The organism is Seonamhaeicola sp. S2-3 (assembly GCF_001971785.1).
In the GTDB taxonomy this organism is placed as follows: domain Bacteria; phylum Bacteroidota; class Bacteroidia; order Flavobacteriales; family Flavobacteriaceae; genus Seonamhaeicola.
The window spans coordinates 571,163-591,070 of the sequence record NZ_CP019389.1 but is presented as its reverse complement, the minus strand read 5'-3'; the positions used below and the strand labels follow the sequence as shown (position 1 = coordinate 591,070).

Annotated in this window: 22 protein-coding genes and 1 tRNA gene; 18 read left to right on the top strand and 5 right to left on the bottom strand. The window is 31.0% G+C overall.

Annotation, left to right across the window (positions count from 1 at the left end; genetic code table 11):
* Positions 1–177: 177 nt before the first annotated feature.
* The 4 genes from BWZ22_RS02875 (at position 178) to BWZ22_RS02860 (ending at position 3,845) form a co-directional block, all read left to right on the top strand.
* Entirely contained in the window at positions 178–465 is a 288-nt protein-coding gene (locus BWZ22_RS02875) for a hypothetical protein (RefSeq protein WP_076697867.1), read from the top strand.
* Positions 466–475: 10 nt separating this feature from the next.
* Complete coding sequence (locus tag BWZ22_RS02870) at positions 476–2,434, top strand: sensor histidine kinase (protein WP_076697866.1); 1,959 nt, start codon at positions 476–478, stop codon at positions 2,432–2,434.
* Positions 2,424–3,074 carry a response regulator transcription factor gene (locus BWZ22_RS02865; protein ID WP_076697864.1) on the top strand — a complete coding sequence of 217 codons (651 nt, stop codon included), beginning with the start codon at positions 2,424–2,426 and terminating at the stop codon, positions 3,072–3,074. Before BWZ22_RS02870 ends, BWZ22_RS02865 begins: the two co-directional genes overlap by 11 nt.
* Before the next feature lie 156 nt (positions 3,075–3,230).
* On the top strand, positions 3,231–3,845 hold the full coding sequence (locus BWZ22_RS02860) for a DUF4230 domain-containing protein (RefSeq protein ID WP_076697863.1): 615 nt from the start codon (positions 3,231–3,233) through the stop codon (positions 3,843–3,845).
* Here BWZ22_RS02860 and BWZ22_RS02855 read toward each other — a convergent pair.
* Positions 3,840–4,145: a rhodanese-like domain-containing protein gene (locus BWZ22_RS02855; protein ID WP_076697862.1), complete on the bottom strand. Its 306-nt coding sequence runs from the start codon at positions 4,143–4,145 to the stop codon at positions 3,840–3,842. The two genes, BWZ22_RS02860 and BWZ22_RS02855, sit on opposite strands and share 6 nt — an antisense overlap.
* A 108-nt stretch (positions 4,146–4,253) precedes the next feature.
* On the opposite strand from BWZ22_RS02855, the gene BWZ22_RS02850 reads away from it, so the two are divergent.
* Together BWZ22_RS02850 and BWZ22_RS02845 are read left to right on the top strand one after the other, a co-directional pair.
* Positions 4,254–5,189, top strand: a complete 936-nt coding sequence (locus tag BWZ22_RS02850) for a pyridoxal-phosphate dependent enzyme (protein ID WP_076697860.1) — start codon at positions 4,254–4,256, stop codon at positions 5,187–5,189.
* A 25-nt stretch (positions 5,190–5,214) separates the two neighbouring features.
* Positions 5,215–5,973 (top strand): enoyl-CoA hydratase/isomerase family protein, encoded by a 759-nt coding sequence (locus BWZ22_RS02845; RefSeq protein WP_076697859.1) that lies wholly within the window; start codon positions 5,215–5,217, stop codon positions 5,971–5,973.
* Here the strand turns inward: BWZ22_RS02845 and BWZ22_RS02840 are convergent.
* The 3 genes from BWZ22_RS02840 to BWZ22_RS16715 form a co-directional block, all read right to left on the bottom strand.
* Positions 5,970–7,730 carry an aromatic amino acid hydroxylase gene (locus tag BWZ22_RS02840; RefSeq protein WP_076697858.1) on the bottom strand — a complete coding sequence of 587 codons (1,761 nt, stop codon included), beginning with the start codon at positions 7,728–7,730 and terminating at the stop codon, positions 5,970–5,972. The genes BWZ22_RS02845 and BWZ22_RS02840 overlap by 4 nt on opposite strands.
* Before the next feature lie 280 nt (positions 7,731–8,010).
* Entirely contained in the window at positions 8,011–8,556 is a 546-nt protein-coding gene (locus tag BWZ22_RS02835) for a DUF4136 domain-containing protein (protein WP_076697857.1), read from the bottom strand.
* A gap of 156 nt (positions 8,557–8,712) precedes the next feature.
* Positions 8,713–8,877 carry a DUF5522 domain-containing protein gene (locus BWZ22_RS16715; RefSeq protein ID WP_198027642.1) on the bottom strand — a complete coding sequence of 55 codons (165 nt, stop codon included), beginning with the start codon at positions 8,875–8,877 and terminating at the stop codon, positions 8,713–8,715.
* 49 nt (positions 8,878–8,926) lie between these two features.
* Here BWZ22_RS16715 and BWZ22_RS02830 point away from each other — a divergent pair, with 49 nt between their 5' ends.
* From BWZ22_RS02830 to BWZ22_RS02805, 6 genes are all read left to right on the top strand, one after another.
* Positions 8,927–9,259, top strand: coding sequence for a hypothetical protein (locus BWZ22_RS02830; RefSeq protein WP_076697855.1), 333 nt, complete (start codon positions 8,927–8,929; stop codon positions 9,257–9,259).
* Positions 9,256–10,170, top strand: a complete 915-nt coding sequence (locus BWZ22_RS02825) for a 1-aminocyclopropane-1-carboxylate deaminase/D-cysteine desulfhydrase (RefSeq protein ID WP_076697854.1) — start codon at positions 9,256–9,258, stop codon at positions 10,168–10,170. The genes BWZ22_RS02830 and BWZ22_RS02825 overlap by 4 nt, the downstream gene beginning before the upstream one ends.
* Positions 10,167–10,961, top strand: a complete 795-nt coding sequence (locus BWZ22_RS02820; protein ID WP_076697853.1) for a glucosaminidase domain-containing protein — start codon at positions 10,167–10,169, stop codon at positions 10,959–10,961. Before BWZ22_RS02825 ends, BWZ22_RS02820 begins: the two co-directional genes overlap by 4 nt.
* A 6-nt stretch (positions 10,962–10,967) precedes the next feature.
* Positions 10,968–12,254, top strand: coding sequence for a glutamate-1-semialdehyde 2,1-aminomutase (gene hemL / locus BWZ22_RS02815; RefSeq protein WP_076697852.1), 1,287 nt, complete (start codon positions 10,968–10,970; stop codon positions 12,252–12,254).
* A gap of 207 nt (positions 12,255–12,461) precedes the next feature.
* Complete coding sequence (locus BWZ22_RS02810) at positions 12,462–12,845, top strand: hypothetical protein (RefSeq protein ID WP_076697215.1); 384 nt, start codon at positions 12,462–12,464, stop codon at positions 12,843–12,845.
* Positions 12,846–12,888: 43 nt separating this feature from the next.
* Positions 12,889–13,824 carry a transposase gene (locus tag BWZ22_RS02805; RefSeq protein ID WP_076697213.1) on the top strand — a complete coding sequence of 312 codons (936 nt, stop codon included), beginning with the start codon at positions 12,889–12,891 and terminating at the stop codon, positions 13,822–13,824.
* 101 nt (positions 13,825–13,925) lie between these two features.
* On the opposite strand, the gene BWZ22_RS02800 is transcribed toward BWZ22_RS02805, so the two are convergent.
* Positions 13,926–13,998, bottom strand: a tRNA-Phe gene (locus BWZ22_RS02800).
* 158 nt (positions 13,999–14,156) lie between these two features.
* Between BWZ22_RS02800 and BWZ22_RS02795 the strand changes: the two genes are divergently transcribed.
* The 6 genes from BWZ22_RS02795 to BWZ22_RS02770 all read left to right on the top strand — a co-directional run bounded on the left by BWZ22_RS02795 (position 14,157) and on the right by BWZ22_RS02770 (position 19,724).
* Positions 14,157–14,888, top strand: a complete 732-nt coding sequence (locus BWZ22_RS02795; RefSeq protein WP_076697851.1) for a type III pantothenate kinase — start codon at positions 14,157–14,159, stop codon at positions 14,886–14,888.
* Positions 14,885–16,195, top strand: coding sequence for a hypothetical protein (locus BWZ22_RS02790; RefSeq protein WP_076697849.1), 1,311 nt, complete (start codon positions 14,885–14,887; stop codon positions 16,193–16,195). Before BWZ22_RS02795 ends, BWZ22_RS02790 begins: the two co-directional genes overlap by 4 nt.
* 19 nt (positions 16,196–16,214) lie before the next feature.
* Positions 16,215–17,597, top strand: coding sequence for a M48 family metallopeptidase (locus BWZ22_RS02785; protein ID WP_076697848.1), 1,383 nt, complete (start codon positions 16,215–16,217; stop codon positions 17,595–17,597).
* A 93-nt stretch (positions 17,598–17,690) separates the two neighbouring features.
* Entirely contained in the window at positions 17,691–18,185 is a 495-nt protein-coding gene (gene lptC, locus BWZ22_RS02780; protein WP_232225216.1) for an LPS export ABC transporter periplasmic protein LptC, read from the top strand.
* Positions 18,186–18,239: 54 nt separating this feature from the next.
* Entirely contained in the window at positions 18,240–18,428 is a 189-nt protein-coding gene (locus BWZ22_RS02775; RefSeq protein WP_076697846.1) for a hypothetical protein, read from the top strand.
* A gap of 6 nt (positions 18,429–18,434) precedes the next feature.
* A complete protein-coding gene (locus tag BWZ22_RS02770; protein WP_076697845.1) occupies positions 18,435–19,724 on the top strand; it encodes a hemolysin family protein in 1,290 nt (429 codons plus the stop codon).
* Positions 19,725–19,908 lie beyond the last annotated feature (184 nt).

Here is a 19,908-nt window from a genome sequence, read left to right as displayed (position 1 = left end):
ATCTTTTTTAATAACAGTTAATCGATAATTTATTTAACATTTAACATATAGTTGTAGATTTAAAATGCTATTAATCAGTTCATATCAAAAACATCAATTGTATAAATCTTATTATAAAAGATATGCGGTTGATGTTTTTTTTATGATTATTGTCAACCTTATTAAAATCAAAAGCAGATGAGTATAGATTTTAATTTGGTTTTTGAAATAGTAATTTACCTGAGCATTTTAGGGCTGTTAATTTATATTGTAATAACCTATAGAAATACTTTAATAGCAGAGAATAAAGCTTATTTAATCAATAAAGAATTGAAAATTAAATTGAAACTAGCTAAGAATAAAAGTGAGTTGTTAAATCAAAAAAATATTCTTGTAGAAGAAATTAATGAAACAGTTTTTTTGAATTTTTTTGAAATTATCAAACAACTCCTTTTACTTCAAAAGACTATATTAGAGGAACATTAATAAGTTTTTTATGAAAAGAAAGTTACTCTCACTTACTTTTTTGTTAGTTGTTTCATTTTGTTCTTCTCAAGATAATACAAAAATAATTGACAGCCTTAAAAAGATAATAGCAAACAAACCTTCAGATTCACTTAAAATTAAAGCTTACGGAGATTTATGTTGGTATTATAGATCAATATCATCAGATTCTGCGTTTAAATATGGAGCGTTAGCCTTAAAAATTTCAAAAGAAACTCATAGTAAAGTAGGAGAAGCTCAAGCGTATAATGATATAGGAATACTGCATTATGACTTGGCAAATTATAATGAAGCTTTAAAGTTTTATGATGCCTCATTAAAAATTAGAAACACATTAAATGATACTTTAGGTTTAGCAGCCCTTTATAACAAAATAGGGCTTGTACACCAAAATACCTTCAAGTTAGATTCTGCTATTTTTTATGCCACTAAAGCTTTAAAAATATATGAGTCTAAAAATAATACACGGTATGTATCTTATATAAAATCTAATATTGCTAATATTTATAGAGGTTTAAAACAGTATAAAAAAGCATTAGATACGCATCTTGAAATTGCAGAAGTAAACAAAAGTACAAATGATAATTTGGGTCTTACTAGAAGCTATAACAATATCGCTAATGCCTACTTGCATTTAAAAGATACTGTTCAAAGTGAGGTATATTATTTAAAAAGCATAGATATAGCCAAAACAAATAACTATACAAAAGAGTTGGCAACACTTTATAATAATTACGGAGGTTTGCTACGTGATATGCAAGACTATAACAAGTCTGTTAACTATAATATAAAAGCCTTAAAATTAAGAGAAGCCTTAAAAGATAATTATGGCATTACCAGTTCAACTTTGCGTCTTGCAGGATTATATATAGATTTAAAGAATTTTAAAAAAGCAGAGAACTATTTGTACCCTGGTCTGGATTTGGCAGAAAAGTATAACCTTAATGAGTTAAAAATAGATGCTTATGATAAAATGGCTATTTATTACACTTACAGAAAAAATCCAGATAGTGTAATGCACTATAGAAATTTATTTAAAATTTTAAACGATTCTATTTATAATACAAGAATAACAAAAGAAGTTGCCGAAATTCAAGAGAAATATAATACAGCACAAAAAGAAAAAGAAATACAAACCCAACGCGCCAAAATTGCCGAAAAAGAGCTTAAATTAAACAGAAAAAACACCCAAATTGGAGGGCTTGTAGTGCTTACTTTAGTCTTATTTGTTTTAGGGTATTTACTTTATAATCAGCAAAAATTAAAAAATCGTCAATTACAAAAAGAGAATGAACTTAAGCAAGCCCTATCTAAAATAGAAACCCATAATAAACTACAAGAGCAACGTTTAAGAATTTCAAGAGACTTGCACGATAATATTGGTGCACAATTAACTTTTATAATTTCTTCAATAGAAAATTTACAGTACGGATTTAATATCACGAATGATAAGTTAAAGCACAAACTAACAGATATTAGCACTTTTACAAAAGAAACCATTTATGAATTAAGAGATACTATTTGGGCAATGAATAAAAACCAAATAACACTTGATGATTTACAAGCACGAGTTTCTAATTTTATAGATAAAGCTAATGCATCCGCAGTTAGTATAAACTTTAATATTAATGTAGCAGAGTCGCTTTCAAGGCATTTAGTTTTTAGCTCGGTTAAAGGCATGAACATTTACAGAATTATCCAAGAAGCTGTAAATAATGCCATAAAACACGCAAAGGCATCCAATATTAATGTTCAAATTGAAAATACCAAGCACACCATAATATTCAAAATTAAAGATGATGGTAATGGGTTTGAAATAAATAATATTGAAGAAGGTAACGGACTAACAAATATGAAAAAACGAGCCGCAGATATTGAAGCTGAAATAACCTACCTAAGTAAAAAAGAAAAAGGAACCGAAATAATTTTAACCCTAAAGCATGACTATTAAAGTAGCTATAACAGATGATAATAGTTTTTTAATTAACGCTGTAAAAGAAAAACTGTCTTTTTTTGATGATATAAAAGTGAGTTTTACGGCTGTTAACGGTAATGATTTACTTGAAAAATTAGAGGAAAATCATAATCTAGATTTAATTTTAATGGATATAGAAATGCCAATAAAAAATGGTGTTGAAGCTACAGAAAAGGTAAAGCAAAAGTATCCGCAAATTAAAATTATTATGTTAACCGTTTTTGATGACGATGAAAATATTTTTAATGCCATAAAAGCAGGAGCAGATGGGTATTTACTTAAAGAAGTAAGCCCTAAAAATTTATATAATGGCATAAAAGAAACCCTAAATGGAGGCGCAGCTATGACACCTTCTATTGCATTAAAAACCTTAAAGCTACTTAGGCAGCCAGTTAAATTTGAAAATTCTAATAACACAGAAGAAATAACATTAACCAACCGTGAAGTTGATGTGTTAGAGCAATTAAGTAAGGGGCTAAGTTATAATGCTATAGCAGAAAATTTAATCCTTTCAACGGGTACAATAAGAAAGCACATTGAAAATATTTACAGAAAATTACAAGTGCATAATAAACTAGAGGCTGTACAAAAAGCTAAAAAAAATAACTTAATATAAACTAAACTTTCGTTAACATTTTGGTAAACTAAAACACAACTATCTCGCATATCTTTGTAGTGTAAATTTTTATTATATAAAATGCATTGGTTAGACTTCTTATGTCGAAGGAAACTAATGTTTTTTTTTGCTCTAAAAAGTTACCTAAATTAGCATATGCGAAAAATTCTATTTGGTGTTATTATAACCTTGGTTATTCTATTTACTTTTAAGTATTGCAATGATAAAAGAGAAGACAAAATAGTACTTCAAGAAAGTTCTGCCCTAATTCAAGAGCAAATTAAAAATGTGGGTAAACTTATTGTTACAGAAGGTCATTTTAGCGAAGTATTCAATTATAAAAATTCAAAAGAAATTTTTAGTGAATATTTTACTTCAGAAAAAAAAGCATTGGTTGTTGTAAATGCAAGCGTTTCTATAGCTTATGATTTAAGTAAAATTAAATTTAAAGTTGATGAAACCAATAAAACGCTTCATATTTTAAATATTCCAAAAGAGGAGGTTAACATCAACCCAGATTTAGAATATTATGATGTACAATCAGATTTTTTTAATCCATTTGAAGCCAAAGATTATAACAATATAAAACATGCTGTTAATGCTTCTTTAGCAAAAAAAATTGAAGCTTCCGATTTAAAAAAGAATGCTAAAAACCGATTAATTAGTGAACTTTCAAAGTTTTACATTTTAACCAATTCTTTTGGGTGGACACTTCAATATAATGAAACACCCATGACTTCTTTAGAATCTCTTCAAAACTTAAAACTATAATTTTCTAGATAAACTTTGCCAACCACCACCATTAATAACTTCAATACCATGAGGTCTTAAAATACTGCATGCAGTACCAGAGCGCATACCGCTAGCGCAACAAGCAATTACAGGTTTGTTCAGTTTTCTAAGCTCATCAATTTTAGAGTTTAATGTTTGTAACGGAATATTTTTAGACCCTGCAATGGCGCCTTGTTGAAATTCATCAGGTGTTCTAACATCAACTATTATAGCACCTCTGTTTTTAAAATCTTCAATCATATTTTTTTTATTCCCAAATAAAGAATCAAGTAGTCCCATTTTTCTAATTTTAGGCAAATATCCTTATTAATTTATTAAAGTTATGTAACATCAGTTACCATGTAATTTTAGTATATTCAACAAAAATATTTGTAATAGGTTTACCAAATGAACAAGTCTCATTTACAAAGTGTTTATAATCAAATTAAACCTTATGTACACAGAACTCCCGTGTTAACTTCACAATTATTGAATGAAATTAGCCAAGTAAAGTTGTTTTTTAAATGCGAAAACTTTCAAAAAATGGGTGCTTTTAAAATGCGGGGAGCCACCAATGCTATTTTAAATTTAACCAAAGAGCAACAGAGTAAAGGAGTAGTTACACATTCATCTGGAAATTTTGCACAAGCTTTATCATTAGCTGCAAAAAGTATAGGTGTTAAAGCATATATAGCAATGCCAAAAAATGCTCCTCAAGTAAAAAAAAATGCTGTTTTAGGTTATGGAGGTATTATAAGGGAGTGTGAACCCAATACATTGGCAAGAGAAGCAGAAGCCAATAAAATTCAAAAAGAAACAGGGGCTACGTTTATTCATCCTTCAAACGACATTAATGTTATTTATGGTCAGGGAACTGCTGCTATGGAGTTACTAGAAGATTATCCTGAATTAGATTATATGTTTGCTTCAGTGGGCGGCGGCGGATTGTTAGCTGGTACTATTTTGGCAGCTAATGCATTTTCTAATAGCTGTAAAGTAATTGCAGGAGAGCCCGCCAATGCTGATGATGCTTATAGATCTTTAATTTCTGGTAAAATTGAATTTAACCAAACCACCAATACTATAGCAGATGGTTTAAGAACAAATTTAGGAGATAAAAATTTTCCTATTATAAAAACAGGTGTTGAACGTATTATTTTAGTTGAAGAAAACGAAATAATAGAAGTCATGAAACTAATTTGGGAGCGCATGAAAATAATTGTAGAACCATCTAGCGCTGTGGCTTTAGCGGCAGTTTTAAAGCATAAAAAAAATATTAAAGGAAAAAAGGTTGGAGTGATTCTTTCTGGTGGAAATGTTGACATTTCAAACTTACCCTTTTAAATTAGAAATATAGTAATTTGCAGTTATGATACAACCGTATGTTAATTTAACAATTGAAGATAAAGTAGGAGTTATTGAGTTTTTTCACCCCAACAGAAACTCAATGCCCAGTGATGTTTTGCATAAATTAGAGCAAACCATCATAGATGCAGGAAATAATGAAGTCATAAAAGTGTTAATTCTTAAAAGTGGTGGCAATAGAACATTTTGTGCTGGGGCTAGTTTTAATGAATTGATAGCTATTGAAAACGCAGAAACAGGTAAACAATTTTTCTCTGGGTTTGCCAATGTTATAAATGCTATGCGCAATTGCCCAAAATTAATTATAGGAAGGGTACAAGGAAAAACTGTTGGAGGAGGGGTAGGTTTGGCTGCTGCAACAGATTATTGTTTAGCAACTCAGTATGCATCTGTTAAATTAAGTGAATTGAGTATAGGTATTGGTCCTTTTGTTATAGAGCCAGCTGTATCTAGAAAAATTGGTAAAACAGCCATGTCTCAAATGACTATTAGTGCAGAAACATTTTATTCTGCTAATTGGGCAAAAGAAAAAGGTTTGTTTGCAGAAGTATTTGAAACAACCGAAGAACTTGATGATGCTGTAAACGCATTAGCTAAAAACTTAAGTTCTTATAACCCCGAAGCCTTAAAAGAAATGAAAAAAGTTTTTTGGGAAGGTACCGATAATTGGGATGTTTTATTAAAAGAACGTGCCGCTATTAGTGGGAAATTGGTGTTAAGTGAATTTACCAAAAAAACATTAAAGCGTTTTAGAAAAGACTAATTGTAAACCATTTTATTTTGAATAATTTTTAATCCATCATCAATTAGCTTACCAACTTCAGGTCTGTTTTGTTTTATCTTTTCTAAATGATTTAGAATACCTTTACAAAGGTTTTCTTCATTACTGGTATAAGCTAATTCATAAATTTCTATAGGTAATAACCAATCTTTTGGATGATTTTCTATAAGATTTTCTAATACTTTTGTTCTAGAAATGATTGTGTTTTTACCAACTCTGTAGTCTCTTATTTGTTGGTATAAAGTTTCTAATTTAAGTTGTTCTTCAGATTTTTTTATATGTATCGTTTTTTCAGATGGAATATGTGTAACTAAATTAAAACTATTTAAATCTGCAGGTCCAGAAAAAGCAGAAACAATATCTTTTCCAACAGCCATATCATAAATGCCCCAACTAGGTTTAAATAAGATTTTGTTGTTATAACTTACCGTACAATTTTTAAAACTGATTAAAATAATTTTTCCTTGCAGGTTGCGTTTTCCGGTAATTATTTCACCAGAAACAGTAATACCTCCTTCAAATTCAAGAGTCACAATTTGTTCTTCGTAAATGTTATAAGCAGCCAAATCGCGCGGGCTCATATCTTCTATAGCTATATTAATACCTTTAAGTTTTCCTATAGGGCAACCAAAACCTTTAGGGTGCGTTTCACAGCCATGACCAACGAGTTCTTTTTCTCTATAAGCCAAAGCTGTTTTTCCAGTAGTTTGTATGTAAATAGGATTGTCTTCATTTTCAATAACACTAGTAAAAACACCTGAAATCTGAATGCCTGTGCTCAATTCAACAGTTCCTAAAGCTTTTGAGTTAATGAGTTTATTAACTCCAGAAAGGCCTCCTTTTCTAACCGCCATAGTATTGGCAAATTCTTCTAAAACTAAACTTAAATGAGCAAAATCAGGTGTAACAAAAAGTTGAGGTTGCGGCTTGGTAATATCAAAATTTTGGTAAGTAGCTTCAATGGTATATGGTAGTTTTTTAACAGCGTTGGTCATGCACCATTCACTTTCTCCAATAGAGGATAGTAAGCCTGCACCATAAATTTTTGGATTTTCAACAGAACCTATAAGTCCGTATTCAACCGTCCACCAATGTAAATTTCTAATAAGTGCCATTTCACTAGGCATTCCCATATTTTCTTGAAGCTCTTCAACCTTTTTTTCTGCGGAAGCGATATCGTTTTTAGATGTATTTGGCGCTTCTTTAATAATTGATAAATGCCTAACAGCTTCATATAATTCGTAATCTTTAGCAGAAGATATAGCTTTACACCCAATTTCACCAAAGCGTCTTAAATACTCAGCGTACTCTGGATTTGCTATTATGGGGGCGTGTCCTGCGCCTTCATGAATAATATCTGGTGCGGGCGTGTATTCAATATGTTCTAATTGTCTAATATCGCTAGCAATAACTAACACATTATAAGCCTGAAATTCCATAAAAGCATTAGGAGGAATAAACCCATCTACAGCTACAGCAGCCCACCCAATATCTTTTAAAATGCGGTTCATACCATACATGTTTGGGATGCTATCAATAGAAATTCCTGTTTTTTGCAATCCTTCTAAATAAGATTTATGAGCTACCTTACTTAAAAAATTTACATTTTTTCGCATTACATAACGCCAAACAGCTTGGTCTATAGCAGAGTATTCCTCATAGTTTTGAGGTTTTATAAATTGCCTTAAATGTTCGGGTAATTTTTGTAAAACGGGATTTAATTCAATTAAACTTTTCATGTAAGATGCAGCTAGTAATTATATAAAAATAATAAATTCTTATAAAAATAAATTTATTTTGGTTTTTATTTAACAAAAATGGGGTATATGTAAATATTATTTAATTTGAAAGAGTTGCGTATATTTAATACAATTTCATTTTTAAAACTATCGCTTCAGTATCATTATAAAGCAAAAATAAATGAAGGGAGAGGGTAGATGTTAATCACTGTTTAGTTGATACGGATATGTTGAATAATATTTCTCATAAAAAAAGCCACTTTAAAGTGGCTCTTTTATTTTATTGAGTTGCTCCTGGAGGATATTTTTCCATTATTTTAGTAACAAACTCTTTAATACGCTCTTCTTTTTTTTCTAAGTTTCTACTTAAATAACCTGTTCCCATACCTTGCCAAATCAATTCTTTTTTGTTGGCATCTATTAAATCTATATATAAGGTGCCTTGAGTACTTGTTGTAACAGATGGCTGACTCCATCCCCAACCAGGTCCCCATCCTGGACCCCAGCCCCAAGCACCATAACCCCAAGCATTATTGTAAACATCAACGCGTTGTTGAGATTTTGTAAATAGGCTAACTAATAAGTCTGGATTATCAGATTTTGTGTATCCTTTAGCAAGTAATTCTGCTTCAATAGCTCTAAGAATTCGTCGTTTATCTAAGTCGCTAATTTCAGCTTTATCAATTCCTGTTTTAAAAAAAGCAAAAGTTTTGTAGTCTTCAAAACTTACGTTTTTATCATAGTCTGCTGCAACCCTCACAGAGGAACAAGATGTAACCATAAATAGAATGGCTAATAGTGGTAAAATTCTAAAGAATGTTTTCATAATGCAAAATTTTTAACGGTTATAGTAAATTTATAAAACAATTATTAACTGTGTTAGGTTTAGCACTCATTTTAACAAATAAAGCTTTTAGTAAATAATGTTACTAGGTTTAATAGCATCAAGAATTGTACCAATAAAATCTAAATTAAATGGTGCTTATTTTTTAACTCTTTTTGTAGAAGTATTATAACCATACGGGCAATGCCTGCAACCACTTTCACAACAATAACCTCTTTTTAAATGATATTGCTCTGTAAAACAGCGATAACCTTCAGGAGTTAAGTAGTAATCGCCTTCTTCTATTGGAATTATTTTTTTCATTTAGGCAAAGATAAATTAAATTGGATTGATTTTTGAGTTACAAAAGGCAATGATTTTAATTTCAAAATATTTGGTGCCCAAAGGGTATTTAGGATTAACTTTATTTCCGTTTGTGTTTTTAAAAGCATCGCATTTAAAACTTAATAAAGTGCTTATAAATCACGAAAGAATACACCTTCGTCAGCAATTAGAATTAGTAATAATACCATTTTATTTAATTTATGTTTTAGAGTTTAGTGTACGGCTAATTCAATATAAAAAATGGCACTTGGCATACAGAAATATTTCTTTTGAAAGAGAAGCTTTTAGTAAAGAATATGATTTAGATTATTTAAAAAACAGATCATTTTGGGCGTTTTTAAAGTATCTTCGCAAAAAATGAATTTTAAGTTAGAAAATAGCATTAATCAGCCTGTTGTCTTAAATCCCGATAGCGGGGTAGAACTTTGGATAAAAAGAGAAGACAAAATTCATTCTTTTGTTTCTGGTAATAAGTACAGAAAGTTAAAATACAATCTTTTAAAAGCAAAATCATTAGGTCATGATACGCTTTTAACTTTTGGCGGTGCCTACTCTAATCATATAGTAGCTGTAGCTTATGCAGGTAAAATGTATAATTTTAAAACTATAGGTATTATTAGAGGTGATGAGCTAAAGAATAAAATTGATGATAATGAAACACTTTCTTTTGCCAAATCTAACGGTATGCAATTTGAATTTGTATCAAGAGCGTTATACCGAAAGAAAACCGACAAAGTATTTTTAAATAATTTAAGTGAATTTTTTGGTGATTTTTATTTGGTTCCAGAAGGAGGAACTAATGAATTAGCAGTAAAAGGGTGCGAGGAAATTTTAACCAATGAAGATGCTTGTTTTAACTACGTTTGTTCTGCGGTGGGAACAGGAGGTACCGTTTCCGGACTTATAAATTGTTCAAAACCTAGTCAACAAGTTTTAGGCTTTCCAGCATTAAAAGGTGACTTTTTAAAAGAAGATATTAGTAAATTTGTAACTAAAACAAATTGGAGCTTAATCACCAATTACCATTTTGGGGGGTATGCAAAAATAAATTCAGAATTAATAACGTTTATAAATAACTTTAAAGTTCAGAATAACATTCCCTTAGATCCCGTTTATACTGGAAAAATGATGTTTGGTATTGTTGATTTAATTAACAAAGGTTTTTTTAAAAAAGGCACAAAAATTTTAGCAATTCACACAGGTGGTTTGCAGGGAATTAACGGAATGAATTCAGTTTTAAAAAAGAAAAATTTACCATTATTAAATACATGAAGAGAGTACTAATTATATTATGTTTAGGTTGTTTTGTGTTTAGTTGTAAAACAAGAAAAATAGAAAGTTCTAAACCAGAAAAACCTAAAACAAAGGTAGTTGTAAAAACAGAAGAAAAGCCAACAGAAGTAGTTAAACCTAAAAAGGTATATGCCAATGATACCGAAAAATATATTGATACATACAAAACCATTGCTCAAAATGAAATGCAATTGTATAACATACCAGCAAGTATTACTCTAGCTCAAGGTATATTAGAGTCTGGCTCAGGAAAAGGTAGGTTATCGGTTAAGGCAAATAATCATTTTGGAATTAAATGCCACGGATGGACAGGAGCTAAAATTTATCATGATGATGATAAAAAAGGCGAATGTTTTAGAAAATATAAAGATGCTAAATATTCGTTTAGAGACCATTCTTTGTTTTTAACAGATAGAAAACGATACGCTGGTTTATTCAAACTTAAAAAAAGCGATTATAAAGCATGGGCAAAAGGCTTAAGAGCTGCGGGTTATGCTACCGATAGAAAATATCCGCAAAAGCTAATTTCATTAATAGAACGCTATAAATTATATGAATATGATAGGGAGGTTTTAGGAGATTCATATAAACCAATAGAAACACCAAACAAGGTGCCAGAAACCTATGTAGTTGTTAAAGGAGATACGCTTTACTCCATTTCAAAAAGATATAATATTTCAGTAAAAGAACTTCAAAAAATAAATGGTATAAACGGAACCACCTTAAGTATAGGGCAGGTTTTAAAAGTAGAACCATCTTTAGAAAACTAATATTTAATGATTTACCAAAGAAGCAGTGCTTTGTTTGCCGAAGCAGAAAAAGTTATTCCAGGAGGTGTAAATTCGCCAGTAAGAGCCTTTAAAGGAGTAGGAGGAACTCCCATTTTTGTTAAAGAAGCCAAAGGTGCTTATTTATATGATGAAGACGGAAACCGATTGATAGATTATATCAATTCATGGGGACCCATGATTTTAGGGCATGCCTACAAACCAGTGGTTGATGCCGTAATTGATAAGGCTCAAAAAGGAACATCTTTTGGAATGCCAACAGAAATTGAAACTAAAATAGCCGAATTAGCGGTTTCAATGGTACCTAATATTGATAAAATAAGATTTGTAAATTCTGGAACCGAAGCCTGTATGAGTGCTGTAAGGTTAGCGAGAGGCTTTACAGGTAAAGACAAAGTCATCAAATTTGCAGGTTGCTATCACGGTCATAGCGATTCTTTTTTAATACAAGCGGGTAGTGGTGCTAGTACTTTTGGCACACCAAACAGCCCAGGAGTAACACAAGGTACCGCTAAAGATACCTTGTTAGCAAAGTATAATGATATTGATAATGTTAAAGCACTTATAGAGGCTAATAAAGGAGAAGTTGCTTGTGTAATTATAGAACCTGTAGCTGGAAATATGGGGTGTATTCCTCCAAAAGATGGATTTTTGCAAGAGCTAAGGCAGGTTTGTGATGCTAATAATATATTACTAATTTTTGATGAAGTAATGACGGGGTTTAGGTTGTCAAAAGGTGGTGCGCAAGAACGCTTTAATATTAAAGCAGATATTGTTTGCTTTGGAAAAGTAATTGGAGGTGGTTTGCCTGTTGGGGCATTTGCATCAAGAAACGAAATTATGAATCATTTAGCACCATTGGGCCCTGTGTACCAAGCAGGAACTTTAAGTGGAAATCCGCTTGCTATGGCTGCTGGTTTAGCAATGTTAAAAGCGTTAAATAATGATGCCGATATTTTTAATAGATTAGAAGAAAAAACGAAATATTTACATGAAGGAATTAGTAAAGTATTGAAAGAAAATAACGTTGTGAATACTGTAAATAGAGTTGGTTCTATGATTTCTGTTCATTTTTATGAACATGCGGTAGTAGATTTTGATTCGGCAGCTAAAGGAAACAACAATACTTTTAAAAAGTTTTTTCACGGATTACTTAATGAAGGTGTTTATATTGCTCCAAGTGCTTTTGAAACTTGGTTTATAACAGATGCGTTAACTTACAAAGATTTAGATTTTACAATAAATGCTGTTAATAAAGTAGCTAAAGATTTATAAGAGTCGTCCTAAAAATAGGTTGACAGTTTTTTTAATAAAAATTAGATTAAAACCAGTGAATTCAAATTCACTGGTTTTTTGCTGTTGTCAATACAAGTTATGAATTTTCATATTAAGGTTCAAATGAGACCTTAAGTTATTTGGGATCAATCTCAAAAGTTGGGTCTAAAGAGAAAAATAATTTTCTTTGTACTTTAAATTATATTGATGAATAAAGACACTGAGTTATCCTTGTTAAGTTTAATATTACCAGAAGGAATATTAGAGTATTTTGATATTGTTGGATTCGATAAGAAGCCTATAAAGCATGTTTTATATGAGAACCGTCTAACGATATATTTGGAGGAGAAAAAACAAATACCATCTAAGTACAAGGATTGCAAGTATAAAGCCAGTGGCTTCATGGAGCCTCGAATAATCGAGGATTATCCCGTTCGAGACAATCTACTATCATTAAATCTTAAACGAAGGCGTTGGGACGTTCTACTTGATAAAAAGAGGATTAAAGTAAGTCGTGAATGGGATGAATTTATTGCACAGGGAACTCGAATATCAAAAGAGTTTGCTGCTTTTTTAAAAGAAATCGACTGATAATACTGCTCTGAGCAGCCAACAACTTGGGCACCAGTATGGTATGTCCGGAAAAAGGCTTCAAAGACATTATAAGGATCACTTAAGTGATTTTAAGCAATGGGAGCATAAGAGTCATGCTAAACAGTGGCTTGTTTTCCCTGAAAACTTAGGTTCTTATTTATCCATTGATGAGACAGCGCTGTCCAAGGGAGAGCTCTATACCATCATTACCAATAAGAAGGCCAAAGGAAAGAAAGGGGCTTTAGTTGGGATATTCCACGGAACTAAAGTGGAGCCTATTATCGAACAACTCTTGAAGATCCCAGCAAAGAAGCGTGCTAAAGTGAAAGAGATTACCTTAGACATGGCTAACTCTATGAAAACAATCTCCACTAAATGTTTCCCGAAAGCCATCCAAGTAACAGACAGGTTCCATGTACAGAAGCTGGCAATAGAGGCGCTCCAAGATCTTCGTATCAAATACCGATGGGAAGCTTTGGATCAAGAAAATGAACAGATAAAGCTATCTAGAGCTGCCGACAAAGAATTTAAACCTGTAACTTTTTCTAATGGTGATAGCTCAAAACAACTCCTGGCCAGGAGTAGATATCTACTGTATAAATCCCCAGATAAATGGACTCCAAATCAGAAAGAGAGGGGACAGATATTGTTTAATGAATACCCAGAATTAAAGAAAGCTTATGGACTTGTTCAAGGCTTGAGGAATATTTTTAACCAAGCCATAGATATTAAAGTAGCTTACACCAAACTAGCCCACTGGTACAAAGATGTAGAGGAGTCAGGATTTAAGAGCTTCCAAACGGTAGCCAATAGTATTACTTTAAATTACCGCTCTGTACTCAACTATTTTATAAACAGAAGTACTAATGCTTCAGCTGAATCCTTTAATGCCAAAGTAAAGGCTTTTAGATCTCAATTTAGGGGAGTCAGGAATACGGAATACTTCTTATATCGCTTGATTAAATTATATTCTTAAAATGGTAAAAACCCAGATTTTGGACTTGATCCGTCATGATCCCATGTTGTCCCATTATAAACAAAAAATCCCGTAAACATTAGTGTTTCGGGATTTTTTTGTGGTACCTCCAGGAATCGAACCAGGGACACAAGGATTTTCAGTCCTTTGCTCTACCAACTGAGCTAAGGTACCTCGCTAAAGCGGTTGCAAATATAAAATCATTTTTATTATTTGCCAAAATAAAAATAAAAAAAAAGACCTGTTTTTAATTTTATTTTGATATTCAATATTATAATTTAATTAAGAGTATAATCCTCAGTGTTTTGTAATTTTGCAGCTTAATAAAAATTATGAATTTAATTATTGATGTAGGAAACTCTTATGTGAAACTTGCTGTTTTTAGTGGGAATACGTTAAAACAGAAAATGGTTGTAACAAATGATGATTTAAGCACATCTATTGTTTTAATATTAAAAAAATACAAATCAATAAAAAAAGGAATTATTTCTTCAGTTGGTAAATTAGAGGTGGAACAATTTGATGAAATTAAAAAAACATTAGACCTTTTTGTGTTAGATTCTAAAACTAAGCTTCCTTTTAAAAATAAATACAAAACACCCCAAACATTAGGAGTAGATAGAATTGCACTAGTTAGTGCTTCTGTAAAATGTTTTCCTAAAAAAGATGTTTTAATTATTGATGCGGGTACTTGTATTACTTACGATTTCAAAAATAACAAAAATGAATATTTAGGAGGAGGCATATCTCCAGGGTTGCGAGTAAGATATAAGTCTTTAAATAATTTAACGGCCAACTTACCGTTATTAGAGACAGAGAGACCAAAAAGTATTATTGGGCAGAGTACTAAAGAATCGATACATTCTGGTGTTGTAAATGGTATTTTAAATGAAATTGATGGTGTTATTAATGAATATAAACAAAAATATCCAGATTTAACAGTTATTTTAACAGGTGGTGATGCTAATTTCTTGTCTAAACAATTAAAAAGTAGCATATTTGCCCATTCTAATTTTCTTTTAGAAGGATTGAACTATATTTTACAAACTAATTTAAACGAATGATAAAAAAACTTGTAATAGTTTTTGTTACCTTAATTGCATATCAAATACATGGGCAAGAGGGTACAGCATCTCCATATTCTTTTTACGGTTTAGGGAACCAAAAATTTAAAGGCACTGTTGAAAACCGAAGTATGGGTGGTATAAGTGTTTTTATTGATAGTATCCATGTTAATTTACGTAACCCAGCATCTTATGCTACTAAAAATCTACAAGCTTTCAATGGAGAAAGCAGACCAGTTAAATTTGCCATAGGAGGGAGCCATAATAGTATTAAGTTAAAAACTGATTCTAGTTCAGAAGAGGCTAGCTCTACAACTTTTGATTATATAGCTTTGGCTATACCAATGGGCAGGTTTGGATTTGGATTTGGATTATTGCCTAATACATCGGTTGGATATAAGCTTGAATCTTTAAACAATGACGGAGATATACAAAATAGGTTTAGAGGAGAAGGAGGAGTAAACAAAGTTTTTTTAGGACTAGGATATAGACTAGCAGATGGTTTAAGCATAGGTGTAGATGCCCATTATAATTTTGGAAATATTCAAAATAGTATTGTAGAGTACCAATATGATAATGGCGTGCCAATTATATATCAATCAAGAGAAAGTAACCGGTCTGATTTAAGTGGATTGAATTTAAATTTTGGTGTTTCATACAAGAGAATGGTAACTAATAAATTAGAATTATCTGCTACTGCAACCTACTCACCAGAAAGTACTATAACTTCTAAAAATAATCGTTCCATTGAAACAATAAGTACTTCTACTACAGGGCAAGAGTATGTGAATGATTCTGATGAAATAGATTTAGAATCTTTAGGTCAAGCCGAAACAGAATTAATCCTGCCATCAATATTTACTGTTGGATTAGGTGTTGGAGCTCCCAGAAAATGGTTTGTTGGGGCAGAATACTTATTTCAAAACACTAGTAATTTGAGAAGACCCATATCGTCAAGTATGCCGCCTAATGGGCCAACTCACAAAGATGCCACTACCATTTCTGTTGGAGGATTTTTTATACCAGATTACAGATCGTTAAATAATTATTTTAAAAGAACTGTTTATAGGGCTGGTTTTAGGTATGAGGATACAGGGCTTAATATAAATTCAGAAGCAATTAAAGAGTTTGGCATATCTTTTGGAGTAGGGTTACCATTAAGTGGAGGTATATCTAGTGCCAATGTAGGATTTGAAGTAGGTAAACGTGGAACAACTAATAATAATTTAATACAAGAGAATTTTATTAATTTACAATTAAGTTTATCTTTGGGCGATAGATGGTTCCAGAAAAGAAAGTATAATTAAACACAGAACAATTTATATCATGAAGACGAGAATTACTTTATTATTAACATTATTCATGGCGGTAAGTTTTGGTTTTGCACAACAAGATGAAGAGTGTATGGCTAAATTATCTATATTTCATGAGTATGTAAAAGCAAAAAATTACGATGCGGCATATGAGCCTTGGATGGCAGTAAGAAATAAATGCCCAAAATTTAATAATGCCATATATGTAGATGGGGAGAAAATTTTAAATCACAAGATTGAAAATACTACTGGAGCAGAAAAAGTTGCTTTTATAAACGATTTAATTAAACTTTATGATCAAAGAGCTCAATATTTTGCAAGTAAAACACCTAAAGGAAAATATGGTGCTATGGCTTGCCAATTAATGTATGATAACAGAGAAGAGCTTGGTAAATCTGCTGAAGAATTATATAAATGTTTTGATGAAGTTTATATTGCCGATAAAAAGAACTTTAAAAATCCAAAAAGTTTATACAGTTATTTTTCTTTAATGGTTGAGTTATATGATGCTAAGAAAAAACCAGCTGAAGATTTATTTAACAAGTATGATGATGTGATTGAAAAAGTTGAAGATGAAATTAAAATAGCTTCAGAAAAATTAAATAAGTTAGTAGCTAAAGAAGATGCAGGAACAGCGCTAACAAAAAAAGAAGGTCAGTATAAAAGATATTATGGACAAGTATTAAATGCTTATGATAAAATTTCATCAGGTATTGATGGTAAATTAGGGCCTCGTGCAAACTGTGAGAACTTAATTCCTTTATACCATAGAGATTTTGAAGAAAACAAAACAGATGGTGTTTGGTTAAAACGTGCAGTAAGTAGAATGTACTACAAAGATTGTACTGACGACCCACTATATGAAAAAATGGTAAAAGCTTATGATGAAGCAGCACCATCAGCAGATACTAAATACTTTGTTGGAACAGTTTTATTTAAAAACGGAAAAGAAAACGAAGCAATTGGTTACTTTAAAGAATCATATGATTTAGAAGAAGACACCTTTAAAAAAGCTAATTTAGCTAACAGAATTGGTTTAATTCTTAAAAAGAAAGGAAGATATGGTCAAGCAAGAACATATTTTAGAAACTCTTTAAAATTAAATCCATCAAATGGTCGTCCACATTTATCAATAGCAGCTATGTATGCCGCTAGCGCGAATAGCTGTGGAGATACAACATTTAACAAAAGAGCCGTATATTGGTTAGCTGCTCAAGAAGCACAAAAAGCCGCAAGAGTAGATCCTACTCAAAAGAAAAATGCTGCTAAGTCGGTAGCTAATTATAAAGCTAAAGCACCTCAAAAAGCCGAAAATTTTAGTGCTGGTAACTCAGGTCAAGTTATTAAAATTGGCTGTTGGATAAATGGACAAGTTACTGTTCCTTCAATAAACTAAATGTATTGCGGTTTGAGTTAACTCTCAAAACAATAAATGAAACAAACAGTTAAATATTATATATTAAACATAGTCACAGTCTTAACTGTGACTATGTTTTTTTCATGTAAAGACAACTATGCTGAAGTTCAGAAAATAGGAATATCTGAAAACGAACCTATTGGTGAGGCAGAAAACATCAATTTAAAATATACAGATTCTGGAAAGGTTACCAGACACTTAATAGGGAAAACAATGAAAGACTATTCTAATAGAGATTTTCCTTATTATGAATTTCCAGATGGCATTACACTTTACATTTATGATGATGCCAAAAAAAGCACTATTGTATCAGATTACGCTATTATTTATGATGCAACAAGTATTATAGATTTACAAGGAAATGTAGTTATAACCACGCACGATAAAAGAATTTTAAAATCAGAACAACTTTATTTCGATAGAAAAAAAGAATGGTTGTTTACTAACGTACCAGTTACATTTGAGTCTGAACAAGATATTATTCATGGTAATGGGTTTGATTCTAATGGCAGTTTTACAAATGCAGAAGTATTAGAAGTTACTGGTATTATTGCTGTAGATGATTAAGCTTCTTATTTATTGCTTTCCTATTTTAACTATCTTTACACAAATTATATATAAATGAAATATTTAAGTATTTTTCAATATGTTTATTTGGTTTTTGCAGCATTGTTTTTATATGATGGCATCTCTAAATGGGGTAATGGAACTAACGGTGCCTATATATCGTTAGGATTTGCTGCTTTAGCAATTTTTATGTTTTTCTTCAGACGAAAGTTTAGAAAAAAGTTTCAAAACAGAAACAAGTAAAATTAAATGACACTGTATGTTGTAATAATTGTTGTGTCTTTAATGCTTTCGGCATTTTTTTCGGGTATGGAGATTGCTTATGTGTCTTCAAATAAAATACATATTGAAATAGAAAAAAAGCAAGAAGGCCTATTAGCAAAAGTTTTAAGTAAGCTCACTGCAAAACCTTCAAAATTTATAACCACTATGCTTATTGGTAACAATATAGCATTAGTTATTTATGGTTTTTTTATGGGGGATTTATTAGTTAATTGGTTCCAAACGTTATTACCAAGCTCAAGTTCTTTTGTAAATTATGTATTAACAGATTTAAGTTTACTATCTCAAACTGTTATTTCAACTTTTATAATTTTAATTACTGCTGAATTTTTACCCAAAGTATTCTTTCAAATTTATGCCAACACCCTTGTTAAAGTATTAGCGGTACCAGCGTATATTTTTTATCTATTATTTAGTTTAATATCTGGGTTTATAATTTGGATTTCAGATTTTATACTCAAAACGTTTTTTAAAACTGAAGGCGACCAAATTCAACTAGCTTTCACAAAAGTAGAACTGGGTAATTATATAAGCGAACAAATGGAATCTGTTGAAGAGCATGACGAGGTAGATTCTGAAATTCAAATTTTTCAAAATGCATTAGAGTTTTCAGAGGTTAAAGCGCGTGAAGTAATGATTCCTAGAACCGAAATTATTGCTGTTGAAATAAATGAATCTATAAAAACACTAAGTACGCTCTTTACAGAAACAGGCCGAACAAAAATTTTGGTATATAAAGACACTATTGATGATATTTTAGGTTATGTGCATTCTTTTGAGCTCTTTAAAAAGCACAAGAACATAAAATCAATGATGCTGCCCGTAGAGTTTGTTCCAGAAACGGTTCTTATAAAAGATGTGCTAAATGTGCTTACAAAAAAACACCGCAGTATGGCTGTTGTAATAGATGAGTATGGTGGTACTTCGGGCATTATGACGGTTGAAGATATTGTTGAAGAATTATTTGGCGAAATTGAAGATGAACATGACACTATTGATTTAATAGAGGAAAGGATTGATGAAAATACATTTAAGTTTTCGGCTAGATTAGAAGTAGATTATATAAATGAAACTTATAAATTAAATTTACCCGAAAACGAAAACTACGAAACATTAGGGGGCTTGATAGTGAATCATACTGAAGAAATTCCAGAAAAAGATGATGTAGTATTAATTGAGGATTTCAAATTTATTATCAAAGAAGTATCAAACACAAAAATAGATTTAGTAACACTTAAGTTGTTAGAAGATAATTAACTAGGGTAATAATTACTGAGTTTTAAAGCCGTTTATTTAAATTAAAAAAAAAATACTCTCAACAATGGAGTAGTTTAATTCAATTATTGATGGTTTCGGCTTTTATTATTAAATAGAAAATGGTATTTTCGCGCACGATATTTTTGTCAATCAGTCTGTTTTGATTGATTTCTAATATTAAATT